This window comes from Streptomyces fuscigenes (assembly GCF_021556455.1).
In the GTDB taxonomy this organism is placed as follows: Bacteria; Actinomycetota; Actinomycetes; order Streptomycetales; family Streptomycetaceae; genus Streptomyces; species Streptomyces fuscigenes.
The window spans coordinates 1-4467 of sequence record NZ_JAKGCV010000443.1 but is presented as its reverse complement, the minus strand read 5'-3'; the positions used below and the strand labels follow the sequence as shown (position 1 = coordinate 4467).

Genomic DNA, 4467 nt, shown 5'->3' with positions numbered 1-4467 from the left:
GCGTCGGCCGCGGGGCCGGGCCCCGGCACGGCCCCGGCCGCCTGCGCGGCCTCGCTGCCGGGAGGGGCGGGCATGCTGGTGCCGGGCACCCACGCGGCGCCGTTCCAGTACCGGACGTAGCCCGGGATGGATGGATCCGGGTAGTAGCCGGCCGCGGGGCCGCCGTCGCCGGCTGCCGATGTCGGGGCGCTCATCACCGTGGTCCCGTATCTCCTCAAGAGCCTTGTTCAAGGCTTCACATCTATCAGAACACCGGGTGCCGCCGGGCCGGTCCTCTCGTTTGCACCACTTTTCGGTCACGGAGCTGTCACACGCTGTCATGGGTGGCGCGGGGTGGGTCCCGGGACGCCCCCGGCGGGGCCGGCAGCGCTCCGCCGTCCTCGCGCCGGCCCCTGCCCCGGGCCCCGGCCGGGCGGGAGCGGCCGGACGTACTGACGACGCGCCCGGAGCGTACTGACAGAACGGAGCGACGGACGACGGAGCGACGGACGTACGGACAGAACGTACCGGACGGCGGCGCCCGCCCGTGCCCGGATCCCCATGCTCCGCGCCCCGCGGGGCGCGGCAACGCTGCGTCGGACGGCAGGTGTTCGCGGGGCGCGGGGGCGGGCCTCGCGCGCTGTCCGTCGGCGACGCGGAGCGACCCGGAAAAAATCATGAAAAAGTCGCGTCATGACCGCGCAGGCGGGCGCTCTCTCCAGTGCGGCATCCGGACAACCAGTCCCGGGGCCGACGGAGGAGAGGACGGACATCATGGGCGCCAGCAACACCGTCGTGGAGCGGGAACTCGACATCGACCTGATCCTGTCGCCGGAGCACAGCATCGCCGTGCCGGCCCGGCTCACGTACCGGACGACCGACCCGTACGCCGTCCACGTGGCCTTCCACATCCACTCGCCGAACCCGGTGCACTGGACGTTCGCGCGGGAGCTGCTGGTGGAGGGCGTGTTCCGGCCGTGCGGCCACGGCGACGTACGGATCTGGCCGACGCGCGTCGACGGGCAGGGCCTGATCTGCCTCGCCCTGACGTCCCCGGACGGTGACGCGATGCTCCAGGCGCCCCTGGAAACGGTGTACACGTGGCTCGAGCGCACCCTGGGCGTCGTCCCGCCCGGCGCCGAGGCCGCGCGGCTGGGGATCGACGAGGGGCTCGCCGCGCTCCTCGCCCCGACCCCGGCGGACGACCTGTGGCTGCGCGACCCGTGGCCCTCGGACGACTCCGGCTGCCCCGACGGCGGTGAGTGACACGTCACACCGCCGGGTCCCGCGCCCTGACGCCGCGTGACAGTGTGGTCGGCTTCCGTGAATGAACGGCAGGTGGCCGGAGGAGGACGTCAGGAGGTCATCTACCCTTTGGGCGACACGGGTCGGCGGAGGGCGAGAGGGAACACCGAGATGACGACTGCTCCGGCATTGGCGGAACTGCGCGAGGTCTGCCAGCCGAACGCGAAACTCGCGAGCCGCAACGGCGAGCACTGGGCCGGCCGCCTGTACATGCGGACGATCTCGCTGCACGCCACGCGACAGCTCGTCCGCACCCGGGTCACACCGAACTCGCTGACGTGGACCATGGTCGTGTGCGGTGTGCTGGCCGGTGTGGCTCTTCTCATCCCCGGGCTGATCGGTGCGCTGCTCGCGGCCGTCCTCTTCCAGCTGTTCCTGCTGTTCGACTGCGTGGACGGCGAAGTGGCCCGCTGGAAGGGCCAGAACAGTGCCGTCGGCATCTATGTCGACCGCCTGGGCGCCTACTTGGCGGATGCCGCGCTGCTCGTGGGCGCCGGTTTCCGTGCGGCGCGCGGCGGTTCGCTCCTGTGGGTGTCGGTCGGGCTGGCCGCCGCCCTCGGCATCGTCCTGCTGAAGGCGTCGACGGACCTGGTGGACGTGGCGCGTGCGCGGCGCGGGCTGCCGGTCGCGAGCGAGGAGTCGACCGCGCCGCGCGCCCAGTCCATCGCGTTCGCACGGCGCATCGCCTCCGCGTTCAAGATCCACCGCATCACGAACGGCATCGAGGCGTCGCTGCTGCTGCTGGCCGTGGCGATCGTCGACGCTGCCATGAACAGCACCGAGCCGACCCGCATCGCGGTCGCCGCCATCGCGGCCGTCAGCTGGGTGATGGTCGTCGCGCACCTGGCCTCGATCATGAACTCCTCGCGCCTGCGCTGACGTTCGGTCCGCGCCGGCTGCTCCGCGGACGGAGCCGCGCTTCCGGCGCCGCCTCTTCCCGTCCGGCAGCCGGCCGGCGCGCCGAGCACCTGAGGCCCCGGCGGCCCGCACCCCGCGGGCCGCCGGGGCCTTCGCCGTTTCCCGCCGGGGGGTGCGGTCGACACGAACGACCAGGACTCCGCCGCCTACCGGCAGACTCTGATGGCGGAGGAGCAAGCCAAGGGCACCGCCCGGTACGTGCCTTAGCGCTGCGACGAGGAAGATCCTGTGGCTTTCGACATCGACATCGACACCTACCAGACCACTTTCCTGTTCTATGCGCCCGCGAGTGCTCCCGGGAGTTGGAATCTCGACCTCGCCACCTTCGGGGAAGCGCTGAGGGCCTCCTTCTCCGAGGTCCGGTCGTCGATGAGAGAGGGGCGCAACCCGCGGCTGTCCTTCGCCGCATCGGAGGGCGACGGCCTGGCGTACGCGGGCTTCGCGAGCGTCGACGGCCGCGACTGCGTCCTCGTCACCGATGTCGAGCCGGGCGAGGCGGCCGCGTTCGCACTCTGGTTGCGTGACGTGTTCGTGCCCTCCCCCGACCTGGTCCGGTTCTCGACCCAGACCGTGGTGGAGCTGGGGCACGAGACGGACTGGCGTCTGCCCGCCACCGGCGACCACGCGCGGATCACCGACGAGTTCAAGCACCACATCCGTGTGATCGAAGGCCTCAAGCGGAGACCGGCGACGCCTCGCCGCCCGGCCCCGCGCGGGTGCCTGCGCGCTCCGGCGCGGGGGTGGGGCGCCGGGGTCGGGCGCCGGGCGCGGTCGCGGCCCACCGCCATGGTCACCGCCGGCACCCGCGCCCGCACCCGCACGGCACGGCACCGGCACCGGCACCGGCACCGGCGGGGGCCTCACCACTCGTACGGCAGGTACTTCCCGTTGAGGGTGATGACGACCCGGTCGCCCTTCGGGTCGGCCACGCGCTCGACATCCAGGCGGAAGTTGATCGCGCTCATGATGCCGTCGCCGCACTGCTCGTGGATGAGCTCCTTGATGGTGGGCCCGTAGACCTGCACCACCTCGTACAACCGGTAGATCGTGGGATCGACGGGCACCGCCGTGTCGAGGCCGCCCCGGTAGGGCTGCGTGCGGAAGGCGAGGGCGGCGTCCTCGCCGAGTTCCAGGAGTTCGGCGGCGCGCCGCGCCTCCTGCTCGGTCATGGGGTGCTGGCCCAGCAGGGCCGCCGTCGTCCAGGCGAGGGGCCTGCCCACGGTCTCCGCCAACTGCGCCCAGGTGACCCCGGTGCGCACCTTCGCCTGGCGCACCGCCTCCGCAGCGTCCTTCTTCGTGAGCATGCCGGCCCCTTCCATGGGTCGCCGAGGTGCGCACTGCGGCGCCTCCGCGGTCTGACAGGCTTTCACTAATGCATACAGAATACAATTTACCCGGGCCGCGCCGTCGGGGAAACGCTGCGGCGCGCGGCACCGGCGACTATGTTTAGGTCGGGAACATAATCGGGTGGAGCAGCACCGGCGACGGGAGAAGCACGATGGAACACGGCAGCCTGCGGGAACTCCTGCGGGGCATCGAGGTCTTCGCGGGCGACGACCTGCCCGGCTTCGACCCGGCGGACACCCCACCCGCGCCCGATGCGCTGTTCGTCGTCTGGCTCCGCGCGGCGCTGGCCGCCGGCGTGCGCGAGCCGCACGCGATGACGCTGTCGACCGTCGACGCGGACGGCCGGCCCGACGCCCGGGTCCTCATCGTGAAGAACGTGGACGCCGAGAGCTGGCAGTTCGCGGTGCACGCCGACAGCCCGAAGGGCCGCGAACTCGCCGCCCACGGCTCGGCGGCACTGACCTTCTACTGGCCGCGGCAGGCCCGGCAGGTGCGGGTACGCGGGCCCGTGAGCGCCGAGCCCGCCGAGCGTGGCGCCGCCGACTTCCTCGCCCGCTCCCCCGAGGCGCGCGCCGAGGCGCTGCTGGGCACACAGAGCCGCCCGCTGAGCGACCTGGCGGAGCGCGACCGGCGGACGAAGGAGTCACTGGCGCGCGTGGAACGCGAACCCGACCTGGTGGCCCCCGCCTGGACGCTGTACGGGCTGCGTGCCGAGCAGGTCGAGTTCTGGCAGGGCGACAAGGGCCGCCGGCACACCCGCCTCGTCTACCTGCGCGAGGCCGACGGGTGGCGCAAGCAGCTGCTGTGGCCGTGAGGCGGCCCGAACCGCGGCACGACCGGGCCGGGGCCGCGGGGCGACCGGCCCGAACCGCGGCACGACCGGGCCGGGGCCGCGGGGCGACCGGCCCGGAGACGACT

At 72.9% G+C, this 4467-nt stretch carries 5 protein-coding genes; 3 read left to right on the top strand and 2 right to left on the bottom strand.

The window, feature by feature from the left end; translation table 11 throughout:
* Nucleotides 1-194: DUF2510 domain-containing protein (locus L1885_RS24265; RefSeq protein ID WP_235799298.1), on the bottom strand; the 194-nt coding region annotated here is incomplete at its 3' end.
* Between the two features lie 559 nt (nucleotides 195-753).
* On the opposite strand from L1885_RS24265, the gene L1885_RS24260 reads away from it, so the two are divergent.
* Entirely contained in the window at nucleotides 754-1245 is a 492-nt protein-coding gene (locus L1885_RS24260) for an SsgA family sporulation/cell division regulator (protein WP_235799297.1), read from the top strand.
* A 150-nt stretch (nucleotides 1246-1395) separates the two neighbouring features.
* Nucleotides 1396-2163 (top strand): CDP-alcohol phosphatidyltransferase family protein, encoded by a 768-nt coding sequence (locus tag L1885_RS24255; protein WP_235799296.1) that lies wholly within the window; start codon nucleotides 1396-1398, stop codon nucleotides 2161-2163.
* A gap of 899 nt (nucleotides 2164-3062) precedes the next feature.
* On the opposite strand, the gene cynS is transcribed toward L1885_RS24255, so the two are convergent.
* Complete coding sequence (cynS, locus tag L1885_RS24250) at nucleotides 3063-3506, bottom strand: cyanase (RefSeq protein WP_235799295.1); 444 nt, start codon at nucleotides 3504-3506, stop codon at nucleotides 3063-3065.
* A 194-nt stretch (nucleotides 3507-3700) separates the two neighbouring features.
* Between cynS and L1885_RS24245 the strand changes: the two genes are divergently transcribed.
* The gene (locus tag L1885_RS24245; protein WP_235799294.1) at nucleotides 3701-4363 is read left to right on the top strand and encodes a pyridoxine/pyridoxamine 5'-phosphate oxidase; all 663 of its coding nucleotides are present in this window, start codon (nucleotides 3701-3703) and stop codon (nucleotides 4361-4363) included.
* The last annotated feature ends 104 nt before the right edge of the window (nucleotides 4364-4467 follow it).